Below are 25626 nucleotides of genomic sequence, written 5' to 3' on the forward strand. Positions count from 1 at the left end.
ATTAAATAGTATAACCTATAGAAATTCTTTAATTTTTATTAATTATCTTTACCGCTTAAATATATACACCCACTATAATAGTTGCTTTTAATGATAAATAACGAAGAATTTCAAGACGAAATAGGAGACAATCACATTGGTTTATCAGCAAAAAATCCAGTACGCGAAGATGCTTTTGCTATTTCTGATGAAGAAAAAATAGAAAAAATAAAAAAAGACGTTGAAAATATTCTGCTAACACTTGGAATGGATTTGACCGATGATAGTTTAAAAGGAACTCCAAATCGTGTTGCTAAAATGTTTGTAAAAGAAATTTTTGGAGGTCTAAATCCTGCTAAAAAACCAAAAGCTTCAACATTCGACAATAACTACAAGTATGGCGAAATGCTAGTAGAGAAAAACATTATTGTCTATTCTACATGTGAACATCATTTACTGCCAATCATAGGAAGAGCTCACGTAGCTTATATTTCTAATGGAAGAGTAATTGGGCTTTCTAAAATGAACCGAATTGTAGAATATTACGCCAAAAGACCTCAAGTTCAAGAGCGTTTAACTATGCAAATTGTTCAAGAATTGCAAATTGCTTTGGGTACCGAGGATGTTGCTTGCGTAATTGACGCGAAACACCTTTGTGTAAATTCAAGAGGAATAAGTGATATTGAAAGTAGTACTGTAACTTCTGAATTTGGCGGTAAATTTAAAAATGATCAAACGCGAAGAGAATTTCTAGATTACATTAAGTTAGAGACGAAGTTCTAAAATACAAATAAATTCTATTTAACCGACAAAGCCCTAGCCCTGATTGAAGAGGAAATCCCACGCTTTTTGGCGTGGATTGAAACGGAAAGCAGGAAATAGCTCCAAAAAAACAAACATAAATGCCATTATACAAATCTCAAACCCTAAAAATATACAATTCTCTTTCGGGAGAAAAAGAAACATTCAAGCCTATCCATGAAGGAAATGTTGGGATGTATGTATGCGGACCTACGGTTTACAGTAATGTGCATCTTGGTAATGTGCGAACATTTATGTCATTTGATGTGATATTTAGGTATTTTTTATATTTAGAATACAAAGTGCGTTACGTTCGTAATATTACGGATGTAGGCCATATCGTGGACGATGTCGACGAGGGTGAGGATAAAATTGCTAAAAAAGCACGTTTAGAACAACTGGAACCGATGGAAGTTGTGCAACGTTACACGGTGGATTTTCATGATATTTTGAATACTTTTAACTTTTTACCTCCAAGTATTGAACCTACAGCAACGGGACACATTATTGAGCAAATAGAAATTATAAAGACTATAATTGACAAAGGAATTGGTTATGAAGCCAATGGCTCTGTTTATTTTGATGTGGTAAAATTCAATGAAACCAATCACTATGGTAGATTAAGCGGCCGTAATATTGAGGATATGCTTGCCAATACGCGTGATCTTGACGGGCAATCTGACAAGAGAAATCCACAAGATTTTGCACTTTGGAAAAAAGCCGAACCACAACACATTATGCGTTGGCCTTCCCCGTGGAGTGATGGTTTTCCGGGTTGGCACTTAGAATGTACTGCCATGAGCACTAAATATCTGGGCAATCATTTTGACATTCACGGAGGTGGAATGGATTTGAAATTCCCACATCATGAATGTGAAATCGCACAGAATGAAGCTTGTACGGGCCAAACTCCGGTAAATTATTGGATGCACGCCAATATGCTAACCTTGAATGGCAAAAAAATGGCCAAATCAACCGGAAACAATATCTTGCCAAGAGAGATTTTAACGGGTGACAACAGCATTTTGAGCAAAGCTTTCTCCGCATCTGTAGCTCGATTTTTTATGCTGCAGGCGCATTATAGAAGTATTCTTGATTTCTCTGACGATGCCATCGTAGCCGCCGAAAAAGGATACAAAAGATTGATGGAAGCCGCAGAATCATTGAAAGAATTAGATTCAAACTCCAATAGCACATTAGATATTTCGAGCTGGAAACAGTCTTGTTATGATGCGATGAATGATGATTTTAATACTCCGATTTTGATTGCCCAATTATTTGAAGGAGTTCGATTTATCAATCTGCTAAAAGAAGGAAAAGAAACGTTGACTGCAACTGATTTAAAGGATTTTTCTATAGCAATGCAAGCTTTTGTATTTGATGTCTTGGGTCTTGAAGACGAGAAACTTTCAGACAGCAATAATGATAAATTAGAAGGAACTGTAAATATGTTAATCGAAATGAGAAAACAAGCTAGAGATAATAAAAACTTTGCATTGTCTGATCAGATTCGAGACCAATTAATTGCATTAGGAATTCAGTTGAAAGACGGAAAGGAAGGCACTACTTTTACAATATAATGGAATAATTTTTCAATTAGAAAATTAATTAATTAGCCATTTTCTAATTGACATATTAGCTAATCTAATCATGAAAATAACCACGCCTTTTGTTTTATTAGTGCGTTTTTACCAAACCGCAATATCCCCATTTACACCTTCTGCCTGTAGATTTGAACCTACTTGTTCTTCTTACATGATTGAAGCGCTGCAAAAACATGGATTATTTTACGGGGGATATTTAGGATTGAAAAGAATTTTGAGCTGTCATCCTTGGGGCAGAACCGGCTATGACCCTGTTCCCGAAAAAAAATGTAATCACGAACATTAACCTTTTATTGGTACGGATTTTACTTTAATTCTTTATTTTTACAAAACATAAAAAAAATAATCATCTATGACACACGCTTTAAATATAATTTGGAATCCATCAGAAGGAATTGATTTAGGTTTTTTTGTAATTAGATATTACAGTTTAATGTTTGTAATCGCCTTTGGATTAGGATGGTATATCATGAAAAATATATTTGAACGTGAAGGAGAATCGATAGAAAAATTAGACTCATTGTTTATATGGACCGTACTGGCTACATTAATCGGAGCCCGTTTAGGACATGTTTTATTTTATGATTGGGAATATTTCCGCAATCATTTGCTGGAGATATTTCTGCCATTTCGATTCTCTCCTACTTTTGAATTTACAGGATTTCAGGGTTTAGCCAGTCACGGTGCTGCTATATCTATAATAATTGCGATGTATTTTTATAGTAAAAATGTGTTGAAAAGACCGCAATTATGGATTTTAGACAGAGTCGTGATTCCTGTCGCGAGTGGAGCTATTTTTGTAAGACTAGGGAATTTTTTCAATTCTGAGATTGTTGGAAAAGAAACTACCTCTTCATTTGGGATCCGTTTTATACGTGATAAATTTAGTCCAAATGATGCCACAAATGCAACTCAGATAGCTAACCCAAATGATGCTTATCATGCTATAGCTACTGACCCAAAATTTGCCGCTTTATTAGAACAAGTTCCTGCAAAGCATCCTACACAATTATATGAAGCCTTTTGCTATATTTTTGTTTTCGCAATTTTGTTTTTCTTATACTGGAAAACGGATGCCAGAAAAAAATCAGGATTTTTATTTGGATTGTTCTTAGTACTTTTATTCTCCGTCCGTATTGTTGTGGAATCTGTAAAAGAAAGCCAAGGCGGATTTGAAAATTCTTTAGGATTACTATCTACTGGACAGTGGTTAAGTATTCCATTTATATTAATCGGATTGTACTTTGTTTTCACTGCCGAAAAGCCTGTTAGAATTTAAAAAAAAATCTATTACCGGTTAAAATAGATAAAAACAAACTTGACCTGCCCTCAAAAAGCTAGATGCTATTTGGGGGTATTTCTATTACTACCTCTTTAAAGAAAAATGAGATTTGAATATTTTAGAAATATTCTGCTCTGCATATTCAACACTAAACCAATAATCATTTGCCGGCATAGGATTTCCATTATACATGCCGTCCCATCCCAAACTTTTAGGTCTAATTTCTTTTAAGAATTTCCCATAACGATCAAATATTAGAATCCTGAAATCTGTTTGATCTTCTAAACTAAAGATGTTCCAAGTATCATGAAAACCATCACTATTTGGAGTGAAATATTTAGGATAATCAATCACTAAAACATTATTTACAGTTAATGTACTACATCCATTTTTATTTGCGACTGTAAGTGCATGAGTTCCCAAAGAAACATATTCAAAAATAGGACTTTCTTGAAACGGCCCATCATCTAATCGATATAAATAATCAACTCCCACAGGGTCTGTGACAGTAACTATTTTATTTTTGGCGAATGCATCTGTTACCGTCCAATCTAAATTTACAATTGCATTTGAAGGATTTACAGTGACATTAATAGTTTTAACAGTTGGCGCACAAGGTTGACCTGCAACTGGAGTAAAAGTATAGGAAGCACTAGTTGTTGTATTAACAATATTTGACGGAGACCAAGTTCCGCTAATACCATTAGGTGAAGTAAAATTCAAATTAGCCACTACATCCCCAGAGCAGATTGAAAAATCGCTAAAATTAGGCGCAACGGGTCCTACTGTCACACTCAATGTCTTAGTCTTTGCACATGGCGATAAAACCGGATCTGGCGTAAAGACATAATTAGTTGTACCCGCTGCTGTTGTATTTATCGCTGATGGACTCCACGTTCCGGCAATTGTAGGACCATTTGTAGATGTTGTGGGTAAACTTGGCGGCGCTTCATTTATACAAAAGGAAGTTGGGATTGCCGAAAACGTCGGTATTATAGATACTGCTCCACAAGGCACATAGCACGTTAAAGTTTTTGAAGGGACACAAGGATGTGTTGCTGATGTTAATATTAATGTAGCAGATTGTCCCGGCACCATCCCAAATACTTGAACATGTGAGACATTTGTGATTCCGGTAACTGGGGGGCCTCCTTGAATTGTATAGGTATAATTATAAGTATTAGAGATTAGGGGATTATTTGCCCAATCAAAAAATACGGAGGAAGCTTTATCAGCAGCTGCTATTTGCGATGGATCACATCTAAAGTTCAAAATATTTGCCCCATTATCAGCAACTACAATTACATCAATCTTTGATCGTGAACTTTCTATTCCACTCACAGTTTGACTAACATAATATGAAATAGTCCCTACCGTAGTTGTTGAAGGAGTTGGAGCTGTTGCGGACGCCGTCCCGCTTATAGCATTGGTTCCATACCAATTCAATATTCCCCCTGCACTGGCAGCTGCAGCTAACGGTGCTGCAACACTATTTTGGCAAAAATAAATTTGAGAAGTAACTGTTGGAGGAACAGTAGCAATATTGGAAAGAAACAAATTAGAATTTGCTTTTAGCAAAATTCCATGATTAAACATACTCTCAACTGAATATGTCGTGTTATCTAACTTACAATTAACAGTGCTAATCCCATTTACAAAATTGAATTTATTACTAATATCAAAAGCATAAAGATTAACATTAATAAACAAATAAACCAATAATAATAGTTTAGTAAATTTTTCCATTGTTTTAGCATTATAAAATAACTTCAAATATCAATTGGGACTATACTACAAAGCTTAGTAAATATATAAAATTAGAAATTATTAAAGATTTATTTTTAAAAAAAATATTCAATTTCAAAAATCAATTCATTGACTAACAACAAAATAAACTGTAATCTTAATTAAAAAATGGTGTAAAATATTACATAAACAAATATTCTCGAATGATCTAAAAATGCAAAGAAACACCTTACTCAATATTTTTAGTGTTAAACCCAATATTGGGACTTGAAAGACCTGCATTAGAAACATGACGGATATTAGGCCGTACATCAAATTCAAATCTTTTAACTTTAAAATTAATCATTATTTATTTAAAACACTTTTCAATTTAAACAAAAAAAAAGATCCAACTTTCGTTGGATCTTTCTCAATTATAATAAGTTGAATAATAAATTAAACTTCTTGATGATGCTGTTCGATTAACTTTTTATCTTCTTTAGAAATCGTATCAACCAATACTGGTGTAGCGATAAACAATGATGAGTAAGTTCCTACAACAATACCAACTAACATTGCAAAGATGAATCCTCTAATAGAATCTCCTCCGAAAATAAACATGATTAATAAAACACCAATCATTGTTAATGAAGTATTGATCGTTCTTGACATAGTTGAATTAATTGATTTGTTTACAATTTCGCCAAAGTTACCTTTAGTTTTCCCGTCTAAGAATTCACGAACCCTGTCAAATACAATTACAGTATCATTCATAGAGTACCCAATAACAGTAAGAATCGCAGCAATAAAATGTTGGTCAATTTCCATTCCGAAAGGCATGAATTTGTAGCATAAAGAATAGATTCCCAATACAAAAATAACATCATGCGCTACAGCAGCAATCGCTCCTAAACCATATTGCCATTTTCTGAAACTGATAAACAAATATAAAAATACAATTAGCATCGCTCCAAGAACCGCCCAGTATGCATTAGTTTTAATATCTTCTGCTACAGTTGGCCCCACTTTTGAAGCTTGTAAAATACCAAAGTTTTTACCTTCGTAAGCATTTACAAATTTATCATACGTTAAACCTGCAGAGAAATGTTGTTTTAAATTATTATATAATAATTTATTTACTTCTTCATCAGCTTGAGTTCCGTGTTCTTCTACTTTATATTTAGTAGTGATTTTTAATTGGTTATTATTACCAAATATTTTTACTTCGGCACTTCCATCAAATACATTAGACAATTCCGCTTTTACAACTTCAGCACTAACTGGTTTTTCAAAACGAACTTGAAAAGTTCTTCCTCCCACAAAGTCTACACCTTGATCTAAACCATTTGTAAATAAAGAAATAAAACTAACAACAACTACAATTGTAGAAAAAGCATACGTCCATTTTTTTACTCTTAAGAAATCAAAATGAAAGTTCGTGAAGAAATTTTTAGAAAAATTAGTGGTAAAAGTCAAATCATTCTTTCCAGCAATATTCTTATCTATAAAAATTCTTGCAATAAATATTGAAGTAAATAAAGAAGTAACAATACCAATAAGTAATGTTGTAGCAAAACCTTTTATTGGTCCTGAACCAAAAATAAACAATACTGTTCCAATTAAAATATGCGTAACGTTTGCATCTACAATAGATCGCATCGCACCTTTCCAACTGTAAGACGCAACAACTGCTTCGCTCAATGTTTTTCCTTCTCGTAATTCTTCTTTTGCTCTTTCATAAATAATGATATTCGCATCTACCGCAGTACCCATCGTTAAAACGATACCTGCAATACCTGGCAATGTCAGTACAGCACCTAAACTTGCTAAAATTCCGAACAAGAATAATAAGTTAACTGCCAATGCAATATTCGCATACCAACCTGCTTTTCCATAATAAACGATCATCCAAAGTGATACTAAAAGCAATCCAATAAGTGCAGAAGTTGTTCCGTTATCAATTGCTTCCTGACCTAAGGATGGACCTACCACTTCTGATTGAACAATATCTGCTGCAGCTGGCAATTTACCTGCTCTTAAAACATTTGCTAAATCTTTAGTTTGAGTTACATCAAAAGTTCCTGAAATTTCAGATCTACCGCCAGCAATTGGACCACTAGAAACTCCTGGTGCAGAATATACAATATCATCCAAAACAATAGCGATATTGCTTTTTTGCGTATAAGCTCTACCTGTCAATTCTTCCCATACTTTTGCTCCTTGGCCATTCATTTGCATAGAAACAGCTGGTTTTCCTGATTGATCAAAAGTATCTGATGCATCCGTAACTACGCCACCTGCCATTGCAGGAATATTGTCTCTGTTCCCTTTTAAAGCATATAATTCTACCGCATCAACATCTTTCCCTTTTGCATCCTTAATAACTGAAGGAATACCCCAAACAAATTTAGCATAACGTTGATCTCCTGCTAATAGAATTTTGATATCTGCTCTTTTTAAATATCCATTTACAACAGCAGTATCTTTTGGTGAGAAAAGACCTAAAACCGGTCCACCACCTTGACCTATCATTTTATCCAATAAAGGATTATTCCCTTTTTTTGTCGCTGCAGAATCTTTACCGTCAGTTAACAAAGCACTCAAAGAGTCTTTAACAACCGTTTTAGTTTCAACTTTATTAATTTCAGTTTTTTTCAATGACTCATTGGCAGCCATCAAAAAGTTTCCAATTTCATCAATTTTGTAGGTTTCCCAAAACTCTAATTGAGCAGTACTTTGCAATAATTTTTTGATTCTATCTACATCCTTAGCCCCTGGAAGTTCTACAAGAATTTGTCCAGACTCTCCTAATTTTTGAATATTAGGTTGTGTTACACCAAATTTATCGATACGTTTTCTTAAAACGCCAAAAGCACTTTCGACAGACTCATCTACTTTTCTGGAGATTACCTTTTTTACTTGTGCATCTGTCATTTGAAAATCTACTCCACCCTCACCTTGCAAACTTCTGTTCGCAAAAATATCAGGAGAAGCTAATTTTACTGTTCCTTTTGAATTTGCTTCAAAAGCATCAAAAAACTTATCTAAGTACGATTTATTACCTTGTAAATCTGCAGTAGCATCAGCCAAAGACTTATTGAAAACTGGGTTTTTAGAATTATTAGATAATCCTTTCAATATGTCTTTAACAGAGATTTGAAGTATTACATTAATACCACCTTCTAAGTCAAGACCTTTATTGATTTGTTTGTCACTTACTTCATTGAAAGTAAAATCAGTAAACCCAAGATTAAATACTTTTTCTTTTCCAATGGAATCTAAATATTTAACTTCTTTTTCAGGATTTCCACCAGCAAAAGATTTTGCATCATTTTTTACTTTGCTTGAAACAAAAGTGAAAGAAAGTTGGTAAATACTTACCAATGCAAATAGAATTGCGAAAAATTTAATAAGTCCTTTATTCTGCATTATTACTAAAAATTAATTATTTTTATTTATTTATTTTTGTTTTAACCCCATAAAATAAGCCCTGACATCGATTTTTAATACAAAAAACGAATATCCCGAACTACATCATTTTTTTAAACCGAGCAAATATATAATTTAGGTTAAGATTAACAAATTATTTATGGATTAATCTCAAGAAAAAGACTGCAATAATGCAGTCTTCCCTCTTTTATAATTAAAATATTATGCTAATATCGATTTTAATGCATCATTCATTTGTCTGACTGCATCAGCACTTTTAGCAAATAATGCTTTTTCTTGGTCATTTAACTTAATATCAAGAATTTCTTCTACTCCATTTTTACCAATGATACAAGGAACACCAATACAAATATCATTTTGACCGTATTCTCCCTCTACAAAAACAGAACAAGCTATCATTTTCTTTTGGTCATTCAAAATACTATCTACTAAAAAAGCAACAGAAGCTCCAGGAGCATACCATGCAGAAGTTCCTAAAAGACCTGTAAGTGTAGCTCCGCCAACCATTGTATCAGCAGCTACTTTTTGCAATGCTTCTTCTGAAAGAAATTGAGATACCGGAATTCCATTATAAGAAGCTAATCGTGTTAATGGAATCATGGTTGTATCACCATGTCCACCAATCACCATTGCCGAAATATCATTTGCAGGTTTGTCTAAAGCTAATGATAAATAGGTTCTAAAACGAGAACTATCTAACGCTCCACCCATTCCAATAATTCTATTTTTTGGCAATCCAGTAGATTTCAATGCTAAGTAAGTCATTGTATCCATAGGATTAGAAACTACAACAATAATAGTATCTGGGGAATGTTTCAGCACATTTTCAGCAACCGTTTTTACAATTCCAGCATTGATACCTATTAATTCCTCACGTGTCATACCAGGTTTCCTAGGAATTCCTGATGTAATTACCACTACATCACTCCCTGCCGTTTTTGAATAATCATTAGTTACACCCGATACTTTAGTATTGAAACCGGTATTGGTAGCACATTGCATGATATCTAAAGCTTTTCCCTCAGCAAAACCTTCTCTGATATCCAATAATACTACTTCACTTGCAATCCCTCGATAAGAAATTACGTCTGCACAGGTTGCACCTACATTTCCTGCTCCTACAATGGTAACTTTCATATTATAAAATTTATTCGGTTATTAGTTAATTTTTATGGTTGATCGCTCAATTGTTTATTCGATTAATCGCTTAGTTTATCACCAGACAATTAACCAAATAAACAGTTAAGCTTTATTAAGCGTCAATCTTAGCATAAACTGCATTTTTCTCAATGAATTCTCTTCTAGGCGGAACCTCATCACCCATTAGCATAGAGAAAACTCTGTCGGCTTCCGCCAAACTGTCTATAGTGACTTGACGTAACGTTCTGAAACTTGGATCCATTGTAGTTTCCCATAATTGTTCCGCATTCATCTCCCCAAGACCTTTATAACGTTGAATTCCTGCGCTTCCGCCCATTCTTTCATTCGCCTGATCACGTTGCACGTCATTCCAAGCGTATTCTTTCTTATTTCCTTTTTTAACTAAATATAAAGGTGGCGCTGCAATATATACGTGACCTTCTTCGATTAATTCTTTCATAAATCTAAAGAAGAACGTCAAAATCAAAGTAGAAATATGACTACCATCGACATCGGCATCACACATAATAATTACTTTATGATAACGGAGTTTTGAAATATTCAAAGCTTTACTATCCTCTTCTGTACCAATCGTTACACCAAGTGCTGTAAAAATATTTCGAATCTCTTCATTTTCAAAAACTTTGTGATGCATCGCTTTCTCGACATTCAAAATCTTACCACGTAATGGCAAAATAGCCTGAAATGCACGATCACGACCTTGTTTAGCCGTTCCACCTGCCGAATCTCCCTCGACAAGATATACTTCACATTTTGCAGGATCTTGTTCTGAACAATCTGATAATTTTCCTGGTAATCCTCCGCCACCCATTACGGTTTTGCGTTGTACCATTTCACGTGCTTTTTTAGCTGCATGACGCGCTTGAGCCGCAAGGATAACTTTTTGAACAATGATCCGCGCATCATTTGGATTTTCTTCCAAATAATTTTCAATCATTTCACTCACCGCTTGACTCACTGGTGAAACAACTTCTCTGTTTCCTAGTTTCGTTTTGGTTTGTCCCTCAAATTGTGGCTCAGCAACTTTTACAGAAATAATTGCCGTCAATCCTTCACGGAAGTCATCTCCTGAAATATCAAACTTTAATTTATCTAACATTCCAGATGCATCTGCATATTTCTTAAGCGATCTGGTAAGACCAGTTCTAAAACCTTGTAAATGCGTTCCTCCTTCGTGCGTATTGATATTGTTTACGTAAGAAAAAATATTTTCTGTGTAACTCGTATTATAGATCAAGGCAACCTCAACTGGAATCTCTCCTTTTTCATTATCCATTGAAATAACGTGTGCTATAATTGGCTCACGATTTCCATCTAAATAGCGGATGTATTCTTTTAAACCTTCATCAGAATGAAATACTTCTGAAACAAAATTTCCGTCTTTATCTAATTCTCTTTTATCTGTAAAAGTAATTGTGATTCCCTTGTTCAAATATGATAACTCCCGCATACGCGCTGACAACGTATCATAAGTGAACTCTGTAGTTTGAGTAAATATCGTTTCATCAGGGTAAAAAGTAACTATCGTACCTCTTTTTGTAGTTTCCCCAATTTGTTTAACAGGATAAAGTGCTTTCCCTTTTTCATACTCCTGTTGGTATACTTTACCATCACTACTATGAACTGTTGCTATCAAATGATTTGACAATGCATTTACTACCGAAACCCCAACACCGTGAAGTCCTCCGGAAACTTTGTAAGAATCCTTATCAAATTTTCCTCCGGCACCAATTTTTGTCATTACAACCTCAAGAGCCGAAACTCCTTCTTTTTTATGAATTCCTACTGGAATACCACGTCCGTTATCCTCCACAGATACAGATCCGTCTTCATTTATATCAACTATTATCGTATCACAATGGCCTCCCATTGCCTCATCGATTGAGTTATCTACAACTTCATAAACTAAATGATGCAGTCCTCGAACACCTACATCTCCAATATACATCGATGGACGCATTCTTACATGCTCCATTCCTTCTAATGCTTGAATACTATCTGCTGAATAATTGTCCTTCTTGATTTCTTCGCTCATATATTTTAATCTAAAAAAATGTAATTTTTGTCTAACACGCAAATATATAAAAACACAATTTATATAACCGTTAAAATCAAATTTTAAGCTGTTAAGTTATTAACATATTGTTGACTTTTAAACATAAAAAAACGCTCTCAAAATAGAGAACGTTCTTATTTATTTGTAATCCGATTCTTTTACCCAATAATTCCTGCTTTTGCAATTTTACCCTATCCTTGAAATTCTTTATCATTTTTGACACATGTTACATCGTAGTTTTTGTACCTATTTAGAATTCGTCTTTTAAAAATATTACTTTGAAATAATAATCTATAAAAACAGGTAGCTTTGATAATTGAATACGTAAAAATGACAGGTCTTTCTTTTAAACTTAAGTATTACTTTACTTTTTCACCTTTTAAATAAGTACTTACAGGCTTCATTTTTACGATTTGATTCTCATTAATCTTCATTAAATCTTGATCGTACATAACAAAATCAGCCCACTTACCCACTTCTAAACTTCCCTTTTCTTTTTCTTCGAAATTTGAATAGGCCGCCCAAATAGTCATTCCTTTTAAAGTCTCTTCTCTGGTTAATGCATTTTCCTTCTGAAAACCTCCTTTTGGATAGTTGTTAATATCTTTTCTGAATACTGCAGCATGAAAAGTCAGCATCGGATTTACTTCTTCTACAGGAAAATCAGTACCCAAAGCTATAATCCCTGCTTTATGAAGTAGTTTTTTATAAGCATAAGCATTTTTCAGTCTTTCTTTTCCTAATCTATCTCGCGCCCAATACATATCCGAAGTGGCGTGCGTGGGTTGCACTGAAGGAATAATTCCTACTTTGAAATAATCAAAATCTTCTTCCCGTAGGACTTGAGCATGTTCGATTTTCCATCGTCGGTCTTTTTTACCAGCCAAAACTTCTTTGTATATTTTTAACAAAACCGTATTTGCCGAATCGCCAATTGCATGAGAATTCAGTTGAAAAGGCGAAGCTGCAATTTGTCTAGCAATAGATTTCAATTCTGAAATAGGTGATAGTAACGCTCCAAATTGTTTTGGCATATCTGAATAAGGCTTGTGCATACAAGCACCGCGGGAACCCAAAGCGCCATCTCCATACATTTTAAAGGAACGCACATCTAAATTATTTGTTTTATAAATTCCTTTTTTCAGATACAAATCGATATTTTTTTTGTTTGCACTAATCATTGCATACACATTAAGTTTCATTGCTTTTACTTTTTGCAAACTATCCATCAAATTAATAATATCCGGATCTAAACCAGCATCATTTACGGTTGTCAGTCCATAATCAAACATCACTTTTTCGGCATCCAATAAAGCGGAAATTTGTATTTTACGGCTTGGCTTCGGAATTATTTTAAAAACTAAGTCCATTGGATTATCCACTAAAATTCCCGTTAGTTCACCATTTGCCATTTCGATCTGTCCACCAACTGCTTTTGTATCTTTTGTAATTCCTGCTAATTGTAACGCTTTAGTATTCACAAGTATTGCATGGCCATCGACTCTATTTAAAACAACGGGAATATTTGGAAATTCATCATCTAAATCTGCTTTTGTTGGGTATTTCTTTACCTCCCAATCATTTTGATCCCAACCATTACCAACAATAAAATTGGGATTTTTTTCTTTTTGAAAAGTCTTTATACGCGTAATTATTTCCTTCATACTCTTCGTCCCACGCAAATCAACTTCTTGCAAGCTGAGTCCAAAGCCATAGTAGTGACAATGTGCATCAATCAGACCAGGGTATATAAATTTCCCTTTACCATCCACCGTATTTTTAGATTCATACCTATTTATTATCTCTTCATTGGAACCAATTTCTACAATTTTTCCATTACTCACAGCCATAGCAGTTGCAGTGCCAAATGTATTATCCACTTTATAAATAGTTGCGCCTGTAACAATCAAATCAACAGTGGTCTTATTTTTTTTAAGACAAGAAACAAGTGAAAATAAAGCAATAATTAAAATATAGCGTTTCATAGAAGGATGTTTAATTAGGCTAATATAAAAAACTGCAACCAATTATTTAAATAATGTACAATTATAAAAATTTTTTTATAATTCCATATTTTCCGACAAATGATATTTTTCCAAAAAAAAGACGCTCTCCTAATGGAGAACGTCTCAGTCTATTTATAAAATCTTAAATGAATCCTACTTATGCCTTTACATACGCGTCATCATGCACACTAGCCACCGCTCTTCCGGAAGGATCATTCATGTTTTTGAACGCTTCATCCCACTCTAAAGCGATTTTTGTACTACACGCCACACTTGCTTCTTGTGGAACACACAAAGCAGCTGCATCACTTGGAAAATGCTCATAAAAAATAGAACGATAATAATATTCCTCTTTTGAAGTTGGCGTTTGTAAAGGGAACTTGTATTTCGCATTTGCTAATTGTTCATCCGAAACTTCTACCGCTACGACTTCTTTTAAGGTATCAATCCAACCGTATCCTACACCATCACTAAATTGTTCTTTTTGTCTCCAAGCTACACTTGGCGGTAACATATCTTCAAAAGCTTTACGAACTATCCATTTTTCCATTGGGTGTTCTGTATTGATCATTTTATCTTGTGGATTAACTCTCATCGCCACATCCATAAACTCTTTATCTAAAAACGGTACACGTCCTTCAATTCCCCATGCAGCTAAACTTTTGTTAGCACGCAAACAATCGTACATGTGCAATTTACCTAATTTACGTACGTTTTCTTCATGAAATTCTCTAGCGTTTGGCGCTTTGTGGAAATACAAGTATCCTCCAAAAAGTTCATCCGCTCCTTCACCTGATAACACCATTTTGATACCCATAGATTTAATAACTCTTGCCATTAACCACATTGGTGTTGATGCTCTAATCGTAGTCACATCATACGTTTCTAAGTTGTAAATCACATCTTTAACCGCATCCAATCCTTCTTGGATAGTGAATTTTATTTCGTGATGAATGGTTCCAATATGATCCGCCACTATTTGAGCTGCCGCTAAATCTGGAGAACCTTCTAATCCCACTGAGAACGAGTGCAATTGAGGATACCATGCATCAGCAACATCTCCGGATTCAATACGTTTTTGCGCATATTTTTTGGCTACAGCCGAAGTAATTGAAGAATCTAAACCTCCAGAAAGCAATACTCCATAAGGCACATCACTCATCAATTGTCTGTGAACTGCTGCTTCCAGCGCCACTTTAATTTCGTCAATGCTGGTTACGTTGTCTTTTACAGCATCATATTCAGTCCACTCTCTTTTATACCATTGTACAAACTCACCGTCTTTGCTGGTCATATAATGTCCCGGAGGAAACAATTGGATTTTAGTACAATAGCCTTCTAATGCTTTCAATTCTGAAGCCACATAAAAAGTTCCATGTTCATCCCAACCAATGTATAACGGAATAATTCCCATATGATCACGCGCAACAAAATACTCATCTTTTTCTACATCATAAATGGCAAATCCAAAAATCCCGTTCATTTCATCTATAAAATGAGGTCCTTTTTCTTTGTATAGTGCCAAAATAACTTCACAGTCACTTTCGGTTTGAAAGTTGTATTTACCTTCAAATTGTTTACGCAGTTCTCTGTGGTTATAAATTTCACCATTTGCGGCCAAAATCAGTTGTTTATCTTCACTGAATAAAGGTTGTTTCCCGGAAGCCGGATCAACAATTGCCAAACGCTCATGAGACATAATCGCTTTTTCATTACTGAAAATCCCACTCCAGTCCGGTCCACGATGACGGATAATTTTAGACATTTCTAATACTTGTGGTCTTAAAACTTCCGCTTTTTGTTTTAGGTCAAAGGCACATACTATTCCACACATAACTATATATTTTTGATGTTTTATTTATTTTGATAGGGCAAAGATGCAATAACAGTTACAATTGAAAAACACTAATAGTTATTTCAGTTATAATTTAAAACTAAAAAATGATTTTTACTATAAAAATACAACTATTTCAAAGTACAAAATAGTAATTTGATTGCAATTCTTAATTCAGGGCAAATTAAAGTTCTTAAAGATTATGAAATTTCCTCAATCAGATATTTGGTTGAATTAATTTCGAAAGTAAATCCAACTTCATTGCCCAACAATTTATTGCCCAAAGGAGATTGTGGTGACAAGGCAATAATACTTATTTCATCGACAGTTATTTTTGGAAGCGCGACACTTAAGTACAAGTAAATTCCATTTGCTCGAATCAAACTTCCAACAATAATATTTTTAGATACATTAGCAGCGTCTATTTTATCCAAAACTGCTTTTTGAGCCAGTACTTCTCTTAATTTAGTATTCAGTTTTTCCTGCTCGATATGCATCATCGACAAAGCGGTTTCATGTTTGTCTCCGGCAGAACCTTTAGCATCGTTTTTAGAATCCTCGGTAAGCGCTACGATCATATCTTTGAAAATGTCGATACGGTCTTGAACTAATTGCAGGTAATATTGATGTATTTTTTGTTTGAAAGTCATTTGATGGGATTAACCGCGAAGTTCGTAAAGTTTTACGCAAAGTTCACAAAAAAATAAATCAAAATCTTTGTGAACTCTGCGCTTTATTTAATCGATTTGCAATTAAAAAAAAATTAAAAATCAAATTTATAATTTACTCCTGCCACTATTTGAAAACCCTGAACAGAATAGTTCAACCATTTTTCATAGGCTTTGTTAGTAATATTATTTGCTCTTAGAAAAGCAGTAAATCTTTCATTGTATTTGAATCCAACGTTAGCATTCAAATCAAAATAAGATTTCAATACAATTGGATTTTGACTTGGAGCAACGATATAAACTATATCCGTATTCGTTTTATAATCCTTACGTTCCCCTACATAAAACACATTGACACCAGCAAACCATTTTTTAGTTATAGCAAAATCGATGTTTGAATTCACTTTTATTTTTGGTAAATTCCAAGCTTCGCTTTCTAAATCATTGGTATAAGTGCTAAAAGTTCCATTGATTCCAAAAGTCACATTCTGTGAAAAATCAGCTTTTAGCTCACCATAAAAACTCAAAGTTCTCATATCATCATAAACCACTTGCAAGGAATTCCCAAATGCATAATTTTCATTTGTGCTTCTTTCTGTGTAATCATTGCTTCTAAACAAAGCTTTATTTCTTTCATTAAGATAAGAACCTCTAACATTATAACTTACATTATTCGTCAGTTTCCCTTTCAACCCGGCAAAAATATCATATTGTTTGTCCGTTGGTGAAATATTTAACGTTGGTGAAAGAAATGGGTTTTCCTTAACAAAGTCCTGATAAGAGTTCTGCTCTAAATTCCCTTTAGCTCCAGCGTAAAAAATCATCAAATCACCAACCACTTTGTACGAAGCACTAATTTGTGGGTAAATTAAAAATTTATTATTGCTTTTTTCATTGTCCAAACTATAATATATACCTGCTCCAATATATAACGTCCAATCGTCTTTTAGCACTACAAAACTAGGTTCAATTCCAAAATTAGTAAAACCATATTTTAACGGTTCTACATTTGTATTTGAATAATTTTTCTTGAAACTTCCTCCTACATAATCAACAATTACATTTGTTCTTATAGCGGTGTCCATTATATCAACTTTAAAAGAAGGTTTTACATAAAACCGATTCTCCGAAGATCCATACATGTCTGAAAAATGATTAAACTTAACAATCGCTTCATCAAAAACACTTTCTGTAAAATCTATTTTCCCGCCAGCCGTAATTGTATTGTAATCCTGTTGCTGTTTTATTCCGTTAATTAAAGTTCTTCTATCAGACGGAGTCATTGAGCTCCCAAAATCAGTAGGCAAACCATACCAATTATAAACTTGATTCTGATAACCCAAATCAAAATTCCAGGACAAATCCTTTTCATGGGCACCGTAAGTCAAATCAATCGAAGTATCATAAAACCGATCATCAAGCTCAACTCCTTTTATACCTCCTTGCGAAGAATGGTGTTTAAACATTCCGCCAACATAATTAGTATTGTTAAGATCATGATTAACGAATAATTCACCTACAAAAGTTCCGTAATTCCCTATGCCAAAAGTCGCATAATTTTTAAACAAATGCTCTTGTTTTTCTTTCTCAACTCCTTCTGCCTTTCCTTTAGACGGGGTAAAAGTCGAAGCTACCGGGAAAGAAAAAATAGTATATTTTATAGTTTCTTTTTTAGCATTCCCTTCCTCTTCCAGCGAAGGAGTTTCTTTAACTTTGAAAGCATCTGAGATTGTTGGCGTATATGGTTTCACAACATTTACGGTCTCTGTACCAATTTGTTCCTTTTTTTGAGCAAAAGAAAATTGGGAAACCAAAAGAAATAAAATCCCCACCCCAACTCTCCCCGAAGGAAAGGGAGCCGAAAACGTTGCTGTCTTATTTGTGAATGATTTTATGTTTAAATATTTAAATGTCATCTTTTATTTTTTTACTTCTTATTTATAACTCTTCCCTGCCAACCTAGTAATTTAAACTTCCCATTCTCCTTTTGCAAGGAATTGCGTTTTCCCGCCAATTCTTATATCAAAATGATTTTCTGATAATTTACCTTTAAAATAAATTTGAGAAGGTCTATTGATAAAATCGCCTTGATGATTTATGATTTTTATTTCCGGTGAATAATATTTCAGAAGAAAAGCCTGTAAACAAGTACTGGCGCTTCCAGTAGCCGCATCTTCTTTGAGTTGGTTGTCTTCTATGCACAACATTCTGCTGATTAGTTTTGAATCTTCTAAGCAATAAAAATACAAGGCTCTATGACTGGTTTTGCAATGAGCATGCAACCATTTGTTCATTTTACCTTGATCCAGAATTAAATTTTCTAATGCTTTTTTATTTTGAAGAGGTACAATCACAAAAGCGCTCCCTGTGGTAACTTCCTGAATTGGGAACTTATCATCAAAATCCGTACTGCTTAAATTACTGAAGGATGAAAAATCTTCGATTGAAAAAGTATCCAAAAACTGCGGTTGAGCTGCCTGCAACCAAACTAAATCTCCCGATTGATTAACGGGAATTTCACCTATTGGAACCGATAAAACTATATTTTGAGGCTGCTTTTCAAATATTTTATTCATCAAAACCCACGAAGTACCAATTATTGGATGCCCGGCAAATTTCATTTCATATTCGGGAGTGAAGATTCTGATTTCTGCAGTATTATTTTTATCAAGCTTGGTAATAAAAGTGCTTTCCGCAAAGTTAATTTCACGAGCAATTGTTTGCATTTTATCATCACTTAAATTTTCGGCATCTAAAAAAATAGCTAATTGATTCCCAGCATATTTTTTTTCAGCAAAAACATCCACTATATAAAAGGGTATTTTCATTCTTTTTTATTTTTTAAGCTTTTGTAATTTCAAAATTTATTTGTTTAATAATCCCCAAAATAATTCCATTCTTTATCTTTAAATTACTTCGTTACGGATGAATTTGTTTTGGATTCTTCGGCTTTAATGATATCTAATTCAGTTTGCGCTTCAGAGACTACATCTGGAAAATCAGTGAAATTTTGAATCACATTCTCCAAAATATAAGTTGCCTGATAACTGTCTTTCAATCCATAAAAGTTTTTCGCCATCAATATCAATCCTTTGGCTCCAAAATATTTATAGCTGGAATAATTTTTTGCTAATTTTTGAACTGCAATATTTGAGGTTTCAAACTTCGCATCTTTATTTTTAAAATAAGCATCATAATACAAGGCCTCGGCAGCTAATTCACCTTTGGCGATAGTCAATAATTTTGCATAAGCAGTTCGAGCTTTTGACTCATCGCCTGTTTGTATTGCTGCGCGTGCTATTATAATTTGAGCATCGCTTTTTACATTATCATCCGTCTTCGGATTCATTAAAACTTTCTCCGCATAAATCACAGAATTCGAATAGTCTTTGATGTCATAATAACTTTTCATCAAATTCGACTGCGCAAATGTTCTGTTTTGAGATAAATCAGCTTCGTTTTCTAATCGAGACAAAACAGGAATTGCTTTATTGTACTCTTTGTTTTTTAGAAAAACCTGAGCTAATCTTGACAAAGATTGATCTGTAAATTCACTTCGTGGCTGTGCGATTACAAACTCATAATTAGGAATTGATTTGTCTACTAAACCTTCTGCATAATACAGTTGAGCCAGATAATAATTTGCATTTAAAGCGTGAATTCCTCTTGAAAACTTAGCCACATAACCACTAAATCCTGCAATTGCCTGTTTTGTGTTATTTTGTTGATATTGCTTTTCGGCAGCTTCATAGGTGTCATTATCAAGTTCAGCATCCGTAACGGCAACAAAATCTAAAGTTCGTACCCAGTTCGCATATTCATCGACTCTGCCGCCATCTACATAAATAAGTCTGGCGGTTGCAACGGCTTCTAATGCCTCAGGACTTCTAGGAAAATCAGCAGCTACTTTTTTAAATTTAACTAAAGCCTGCTCATCTTTATCCGAATTGTAATAAATTAATCCCTGACGCAAAATAGATCGAGAAGTAAAAGAACCTTTCTTAAATTCCGTATTTAATCGATCGTATGTTTTTATCGCAAGATCATTTTTGTTCTCGGCAACATAGGTATTTCCAAGTTCGAATATTGCATCATCCCTATAATCTGATTTTGGATATAATTGTAAAAAAGCATTTAGTTCTTCAATTTTCTTATCGTTTTTAGAAATAAATCCATAAGAAATTGCTTTTTGGAAGTAGGCATAATCAGCATCAACACTTTTCGATTCGATCACTTTGTTGTAAGCATCCATCGCCGCTCCGTATTTTGAAGTAACAAAACGACAATCCGCTAAACGCAGATACGAATCGTTCAATCTTACTTTATCGGCTGTTGAAGTTGCAATTTGGCTTTGGAAATAATTCCCAGCCTGATCGTATACTTTCAATTTGAAATACGCGTAGGCAATGTTATAATTAATGTTTTTAAATTCGGGTGTTTCTTTGGCTTGAGCCAAACCCATGAATTGTTTAAAACTTATCAATGCCTCTTTGAAATCATTCTGTACATATTCCGTTTCTCCTTTCCAAAAAGTAGCGCGTGCGGTAAAAGTGGCATCTCTTTGTTCGCTGATAGATTTAGTAAACATTTTCGATGCTTCTTCATAATTCCCATCGGTATACAATTCTAAACCTCTGTAGAAAAGAACTTTTTGATACGCTAATTTATTTTCAGGTGATTTATTTCTTTCCAATAAAACTAAAGCTTCTTTATAGTTTTTAGAAGAAATATAAGAATCAATCAACAATTTTTCTATTTCAGAACTGCTCGAGTTTTCTGGATATTTTTTCAGGAAAGCTTGTAAAATAGAAGGAACACTTTGATATGAATTTCCTATTTCATAACTCAATTTTGCGTAATTTAAACTCGCATCTTCTTGAATAGCTGGATCAAAATTCATTTCGGATGCATTTTTGAAAGCATTCAACGCCTGTTGCTTTTTATCTGTATTCAAATAACTTTCTCCCAAATGGTAATACGCGTTTTGGGCTACGAAATCTTTTCCTCCAATGATTTTATTGAATTGGGAAATGGCATTTTCGTAATCTTTTTGTTTGTAATACGCATATCCCAACTGATAAAAATCGGTATTATTCCATCTTCCTTTTTTTCCTTTGTAAGCAACCAAATAAGGAATGGCTTTGTCATATTGTTTTAAATTAAAATAGCTTTCGCCAATAATTTTATTCAATTCTGATTTCTCAGCAGGATTTGATTTGGCCATCGCTTTTCCGCCTAAATCAATTGCTTTCTGAAAATTTCCTAGCTTAAAGTTCATGTCAGCTTGGTAATACGAAAGCTTTTCTTTGTATTTCTCTTCACCCGAAACTTCGTCAAAATATTTTGTAGCTTGTTTGTAATCATCTCCTTCATAAGCCATAAAACCAAGATAATATTTGGCCTGAGAACCATATTCAGCGGAGTTTACCACTTTATTCAAATAGACTGTGGCATCCTTTTTCTTTTTGGCATTAAAAAAACTATATCCTTTTTGGAAATTGAATTTATCACGATCGCTGCTGCTCAATTGGCTTTCGTCCACTTTATCAAACCATTGCAACGCTTGTGGATAATTCCCTTGGTCAAAATAATAATGAGCCACTTCAATGTATGCTTGATTTTGTTTTGTGCTTGTTGGATAATCAGCAACAAATTGTTCCATCAATTCATCTGCATTGGACTGATTAGTACGAATAGAACAATTTGCAATATAGTAAGCACAATCCGATTTTAGTTCTTCGGTGGCAGCCGTTTCTTTTACTTTGCTGAAAATAATTTGAGCTGATGCATATTGCTTATCATTAAATAAAGAGAGCGCTTTATTATAATCTTTTAAATCATGTGTATAAATCGTTGATTGTTGTGCTGAACCGGCAGCAGATATAATAAAAAGAAGAAATAAGTAGAGCCAAGAAATTTTACGCATTGTATTTTTATTTAATAATTCAAATGTATCATATTCTGTAGTCTATAACGAATCGTTATTCGTTTTTATTATGAACATTTTTTTAAACAATTTAGATTTAGGAAGTATGAAGGAGTCTATATTAGATAATCATTCCTTCTTCAAGCACTTATTATTTAAGTAATTCTTCTTAATTGAATAAAATTTATTTTGAATACAACCGTTATCTTATTACTTTTACCCAATAAACAAAATCTCCTATGTCTCAACCTGTATTGTCTTTAAAAAATGTAACCATTTACCAAGAAGGAAAAACGATTTTATCTCATATAAACCTAGAGGTAAATCACGGAGAGTTTCTATATATAATTGGAAAAACAGGTTCTGGAAAAAGCACCTTAATGAAAACCTTATATGGCGATTTAACATTAACTGAAGGAGAAGGCCATATCGTAGATTTTGATTTAGCGACTTTAAAAGAAAATGACATTCCTTTTTTGAGAAGAAAGATTGGAATCGTTTTTCAAGATTTCAAATTACTACCAGATCGTACTGTAAAAGACAATATGTTATTTGTTCTTAAAGCAACCGGCTGGACTGACAATCAAGAAATGCAACGAAAAATTGACGAAGTGCTGGATAAAGTTGGCATGATAGAATTTGGAAATAAAATGCCACACCAGCTTTCTGGTGGTGAGCAACAACGTGTAGCTATTGCTAGAGCATTGCTAAACGATCCTGAACTGATACTTGCAGACGAACCAACCGGAAATCTAGACCCACAAACCAGTGCCGAAGTATTGGAAGTATTAAAAAACATCAATGCTAACGGAAAAACTATAATCATGGCTACTCACGATTATGCATTGCTAATGAAATTCCCTTCGAAAACATTGAAATGTGAAGATGAAAGAATTTTTGAAGTGGTTCAGAGAACGGCGTAATGCTTTCCATTCTTATTCCGATATATAATTATAATGCTTATCCTCTTGTCCTGGAATTACATAAGCAATGTACGGATTGCGGAATAAATTTTGAGATTATAGGTATTGACGATGCATCAACGCAAAATAAATTAGAAAATAACGCGATTCAATTTTTAACAAATTGTTCCTTTATTGAATTATCAGAAAATATTGGAAGAAGCAAAATCAGGAATTTATTGGCCTCAAAGGCAAATTATGATTGGTTGCTTTATCTAGATTGCGATACTTTTCCTGAAAATTCGGATTTTATTTTAAACTACATTAGCCGAATTAACTTATCGGCAGAAAAAGTTTTATTTGGAGGAATCGTTTACACCAAAGAAAAACCGACTAATGACCAATTATTACGGTGGACATTTGGACAAAAAAGAGAAGCTATTTCAGTTTCTCAACGGAAAAAAAATCCTTATTCAACCACATTTGTTTCCAATATTTTAATAAAAAAAACAGTTTTTGACGCCATTTTATTTGATGAAAAAATAACAAACTATGGTTATGAAGACTTCGCTTTCATTCAAAATCTAAAGCTAGAAAATATTGACATTGAACATATTGAAAATCCGGTATTTCATTTGAATTTAGAAACTTCATCGCTTTTTTTATCCAAAACTAAAACGGCCCTTGAAACACTTTTATTTATTTCAAAAACCAATTCAAAAATTGAAATCGAAAGTAAAATAATTAAGACTCATAAAATGCTTTGCGATTTGAAAATTAATTTATGGATCGGAAAGCTATTTCAAAAACTGCAATCAAGACTCGAAAATCATCTAACTTCAGAAAAACCAACTCTATTAGCATTTGACTGCTATAAAATTGGCTATTTTTGTTATTTAAACAGTAAATAGATGCCTTTTTTTTCTGTAATAATTCCACTTTTCAATAAAGAAAAATTCATTGAAGCCACCTTAAAAAGTGTTCTCAATCAAACGTTTATTGATTTTGAATTACTGATTATAAATGATGGCTCAACAGATAACAGCGCTACGATTATAAAAGGGTTTGATGACCCAAGAATTCGATATTTTTATAAAGAAAATGACGGAGTTTCATCAGCAAGAAATGATGGAATAGAAAAAGCACAGTCTGATTATATTAGCTTTATAGATGCCGATGATTATTGGTATCCGGATTTTTTAGAAGAAATGTTTAAAATCATTCAAAGTTATCCTCAGGAAAAAATATTTTCTGCAGCCATTGAAATTGAAACGTCAAAAAAAGTAATTCCTGCCAGCTATTCGATTGTAAAAACTAATGATTGTGAAATCGTAAACTACTTTACAGCCAGTAGCAAAGAAACCATTATTTGCACTTCCTGTGCCGTTTTTCATAAAACTATTTTCGAAGAAACCGGAAATTTTGATAGTGAAATAAAAAGCGGTCAAGATACTGATATGTGGATTCGAATAGGGATTAATTATCCTGTTGTATTTTCTTGGAAAATCTTGGCACGATATATTTATGATGAAAATAGCCTTTCGAAAAACAAAAATTATGTAAACAAAAAAATTAATTTTTCGAAATTTGAGCAACCAGAAAAAACGAATCCAAGTCTAAAAAAATTCCTTGATTTGAATCGGTTTTCATTGGCAATAAAATCAAAATTAATTGCTGATGATAAAAATTTCAATTGTTATTATAAAGCGATTGATTTGAAAAACATAACATTCAAAAAACGACTTCTACTGGCAATGCCTTCGGTTATATTAAAAGCATTAATCCATTTGAAATTAATTTTAGCCAATAGCGGCTTGGGTTCGTCAGTCTTTAAATAATTTGAAATCTTGATAATCTCTGATGTAATCCCCTTCATCAAACTCATCCGACGCCAATACCAAACAAACGGAACCAGAGGAAAAATTTTCTAATTCTCTCCAAATTCCCAATGGAATCAAAAGGCCAATGTTAGGTTTGTTTAACGTTACTTTTCTTGTTGCCTCACCATCGTTCAAAATAACATCAAAACTTCCGCTTAAAGCAACCAACAGTTCTTGTTGTACTTTGTGTGCATGTCCTCCCCTTTCGCTGCCACTTGGAACATCATATAAATAGTACACTCTTTTGGATACGAATGGTATTGTATCTCCCTCGATAACGGACAGATTCCCTCTTGAATCGCAAATTTTGGGAATTTCGATTAGCCGAATATCATTTGTAGTTGTCATAGAT

At 33.6% G+C, this 25626-nt stretch carries 19 protein-coding genes; 7 read left to right on the forward strand and 12 right to left on the reverse strand.

Annotation, left to right across the window (positions count from 1 at the left end; all coding sequences use genetic code 11):
* The first annotated feature begins 90 nt into the window (after positions 1–90).
* The 4 genes from folE (at position 91) to lgt (ending at position 3663) form a co-directional block, all read left to right on the forward strand.
* Entirely contained in the window at positions 91–762 is a 672-nt protein-coding gene (folE, locus tag ACFX5F_RS06240; protein ID WP_379850966.1) for a GTP cyclohydrolase I FolE, read from the forward strand.
* A gap of 119 nt (positions 763–881) precedes the next feature.
* On the forward strand, positions 882–2360 hold the full coding sequence (cysS, locus tag ACFX5F_RS06245) for a cysteine--tRNA ligase (RefSeq protein ID WP_379850968.1): 1479 nt from the start codon (positions 882–884) through the stop codon (positions 2358–2360).
* 70 nt (positions 2361–2430) lie between these two features.
* The gene (yidD, locus tag ACFX5F_RS06250) at positions 2431–2670 is read left to right on the forward strand and encodes a membrane protein insertion efficiency factor YidD (RefSeq protein WP_379850970.1); all 240 of its coding nucleotides are present in this window, start codon (positions 2431–2433) and stop codon (positions 2668–2670) included.
* A gap of 66 nt (positions 2671–2736) precedes the next feature.
* Entirely contained in the window at positions 2737–3663 is a 927-nt protein-coding gene (lgt, locus tag ACFX5F_RS06255) for a prolipoprotein diacylglyceryl transferase (protein WP_379850972.1), read from the forward strand.
* 87 nt (positions 3664–3750) lie between these two features.
* On the opposite strand, the gene ACFX5F_RS06260 is transcribed toward lgt, so the two are convergent.
* The 11 genes from ACFX5F_RS06260 to ACFX5F_RS06310 all read right to left on the reverse strand — a co-directional run bounded on the left by ACFX5F_RS06260 (position 3751) and on the right by ACFX5F_RS06310 (position 22492).
* The gene (locus ACFX5F_RS06260) at positions 3751–5412 is read right to left on the reverse strand and encodes a T9SS type B sorting domain-containing protein (RefSeq protein ID WP_379850974.1); all 1662 of its coding nucleotides are present in this window, start codon (positions 5410–5412) and stop codon (positions 3751–3753) included.
* Positions 5413–5641: 229 nt separating this feature from the next.
* Entirely contained in the window at positions 5642–5758 is a 117-nt protein-coding gene (locus ACFX5F_RS06265; protein ID WP_379850976.1) for an acyloxyacyl hydrolase, read from the reverse strand.
* An 89-nt stretch (positions 5759–5847) separates the two neighbouring features.
* A complete protein-coding gene (gene secDF / locus ACFX5F_RS06270; protein WP_379850978.1) occupies positions 5848–8820 on the reverse strand; it encodes a protein translocase subunit SecDF in 2973 nt (990 codons plus the stop codon).
* A 222-nt stretch (positions 8821–9042) separates the two neighbouring features.
* Positions 9043–9978, reverse strand: a complete 936-nt coding sequence (gene mdh / locus ACFX5F_RS06275; protein ID WP_379850980.1) for a malate dehydrogenase — start codon at positions 9976–9978, stop codon at positions 9043–9045.
* 115 nt (positions 9979–10093) lie between these two features.
* The gene (gene gyrB / locus ACFX5F_RS06280) at positions 10094–12037 is read right to left on the reverse strand and encodes a DNA topoisomerase (ATP-hydrolyzing) subunit B (protein WP_379850983.1); all 1944 of its coding nucleotides are present in this window, start codon (positions 12035–12037) and stop codon (positions 10094–10096) included.
* A gap of 380 nt (positions 12038–12417) precedes the next feature.
* Entirely contained in the window at positions 12418–14043 is a 1626-nt protein-coding gene (locus ACFX5F_RS06285) for an amidohydrolase (protein WP_379850985.1), read from the reverse strand.
* Between the two features lie 178 nt (positions 14044–14221).
* Complete coding sequence (asnB, locus tag ACFX5F_RS06290; protein ID WP_379850987.1) at positions 14222–15898, reverse strand: asparagine synthase B; 1677 nt, start codon at positions 15896–15898, stop codon at positions 14222–14224.
* 200 nt (positions 15899–16098) lie between these two features.
* The gene (locus tag ACFX5F_RS06295; RefSeq protein WP_379850989.1) at positions 16099–16548 is read right to left on the reverse strand and encodes a hypothetical protein; all 450 of its coding nucleotides are present in this window, start codon (positions 16546–16548) and stop codon (positions 16099–16101) included.
* 113 nt (positions 16549–16661) lie between these two features.
* The gene (locus ACFX5F_RS06300) at positions 16662–18482 is read right to left on the reverse strand and encodes a porin family protein (protein ID WP_379850991.1); all 1821 of its coding nucleotides are present in this window, start codon (positions 18480–18482) and stop codon (positions 16662–16664) included.
* Between the two features lie 51 nt (positions 18483–18533).
* Entirely contained in the window at positions 18534–19394 is an 861-nt protein-coding gene (locus tag ACFX5F_RS06305; protein WP_379850993.1) for a PhzF family phenazine biosynthesis protein, read from the reverse strand.
* Between the two features lie 83 nt (positions 19395–19477).
* Positions 19478–22492, reverse strand: coding sequence for a tetratricopeptide repeat protein (locus ACFX5F_RS06310; protein ID WP_379850995.1), 3015 nt, complete (start codon positions 22490–22492; stop codon positions 19478–19480).
* Positions 22493–22731: 239 nt separating this feature from the next.
* Here ACFX5F_RS06310 and ACFX5F_RS06315 point away from each other — a divergent pair, with 239 nt between their 5' ends.
* Genes ACFX5F_RS06315 through ACFX5F_RS06325 form a run of 3 tightly spaced genes read left to right on the forward strand, consistent with a single transcriptional unit; the run spans position 22732 to position 25232 of the window.
* The gene (locus ACFX5F_RS06315) at positions 22732–23415 is read left to right on the forward strand and encodes a cell division ATP-binding protein FtsE (RefSeq protein ID WP_379850997.1); all 684 of its coding nucleotides are present in this window, start codon (positions 22732–22734) and stop codon (positions 23413–23415) included.
* On the forward strand, positions 23415–24305 hold the full coding sequence (locus tag ACFX5F_RS06320; RefSeq protein WP_379850999.1) for a glycosyltransferase family 2 protein: 891 nt from the start codon (positions 23415–23417) through the stop codon (positions 24303–24305). The genes ACFX5F_RS06315 and ACFX5F_RS06320 overlap by 1 nt, the downstream gene beginning before the upstream one ends.
* Positions 24306–25232, forward strand: coding sequence for a glycosyltransferase family 2 protein (locus ACFX5F_RS06325; RefSeq protein WP_379851001.1), 927 nt, complete (start codon positions 24306–24308; stop codon positions 25230–25232).
* Here the strand turns inward: ACFX5F_RS06325 and ACFX5F_RS06330 are convergent.
* Positions 25218–25622, reverse strand: coding sequence for a sugar 3,4-ketoisomerase (locus ACFX5F_RS06330; protein ID WP_379851003.1), 405 nt, complete (start codon positions 25620–25622; stop codon positions 25218–25220). The genes ACFX5F_RS06325 and ACFX5F_RS06330 overlap by 15 nt on opposite strands.
* Between the last annotated feature and the right edge of the window lie 4 nt (positions 25623–25626).

The sequence above is a fragment of the Flavobacterium zhoui genome (assembly GCF_042787235.1).
In the GTDB taxonomy this organism is placed as follows: Bacteria; Bacteroidota; Bacteroidia; order Flavobacteriales; family Flavobacteriaceae; genus Flavobacterium; species Flavobacterium zhoui.